This is a genomic window from Pseudomonadota bacterium (assembly GCA_023229365.1).
In the GTDB taxonomy this organism is placed as follows: Bacteria; Myxococcota_A; Polyangia; order JAAYKL01; family JAAYKL01; genus JALNZK01.
On the sequence record JALNZK010000099.1, the window covers coordinates 19068 to 20022 of the forward strand.

The window sequence follows — 955 nt, forward strand, 5'->3', positions numbered from 1 at the left end:
CAAGGATCTGCGCATGGCGCGCGGGATGGCCAAGGAAGCCGGCATCCTGCAGTACCTCACGGCGGCCAACGTCCCGGTGTCTCCGTTCGGCGCGGATCAGCCCCTCGGCATCGACCCGGAGAACGCGCTCGGCGCGCTCCTCGGCGACCAGATCGGTGACAACTTCGGCTACGGCGGACTCGGCGTCAACGGCACGGGCCGCGGCGGTGGCGGCACCGGCGAGGGCACCATCGGCCTCGGCGCCCTCGGCACCATCGGTCACGGCGCGGGCGGCGGCACGGGCTCGGGTTACGGCCGCGGCGCCGGCGGTCTCGGCGGACGGCGCGGCAAGGTGCCGCAGATCCGCTCCGGCGCGGCGATGGTCAAGGGCTCGCTGTCGAAGGAAGTCATCCGCCGCATCGTCCACCGCCACATCAACGAGGTGAAGTTCTGCTACGAGCGCGAGCTGGCCTCGAGACCCGATCTCGCCGGCCGCGTTTCGATCAAGTTCATCATCATGGGCACCGGCGCGGTCCAGATGGCGGCGGTCGCCGAGTCCACCATCGGCAACCCGAACGTGGAGAACTGCATCGCGCAGGCGGTCCGGCGCTGGACCTTCCCGCAGCCCGAGGGCGGCGGCATCGTCATCGTCACCTATCCGTTCCAGCTCGAGGCGCCCGAGGGCTAGCCTCGCGCCCCCCCTGCCTCCTCGCAACCGCACGCCCGCGAGGAGCCCCCATCCTTCCCCGGGAGGTGTGTTTGTTCCGCTACCTCGCAAAGCACCCTGCAGGAGTGATCGTCTTCCTCTTCGTGTTGTTCGGATCGGTGTTCTGCATGTTCGTCTACCTCGAGAAGGGGCAGAAGCGCATCCAGCAGCTGTACGAGCCGAAGCTGCTCATGCTCCGGGTCGACGAGGTCCCGTTCCCCAAGGACGGGAAGCAGCCGATCGAGGTCATCTCGGGGGCGAAACAGCTGA

General features: G+C 68.8%; 2 protein-coding genes. Both read left to right on the top strand.

The genetic code is table 11. The annotated features are described in order from the left end of the window. Positions 1–667 (top strand): AgmX/PglI C-terminal domain-containing protein (locus M0R80_24570; protein MCK9462809.1); only part of this gene is annotated, 667 nt, incomplete at its 5' end. 71 nt (positions 668–738) lie between these two features. Continuing rightward, a partial coding sequence (locus M0R80_24575) for a hypothetical protein (protein MCK9462810.1) occupies positions 739–955 on the top strand: 217 nt, incomplete at its 3' end.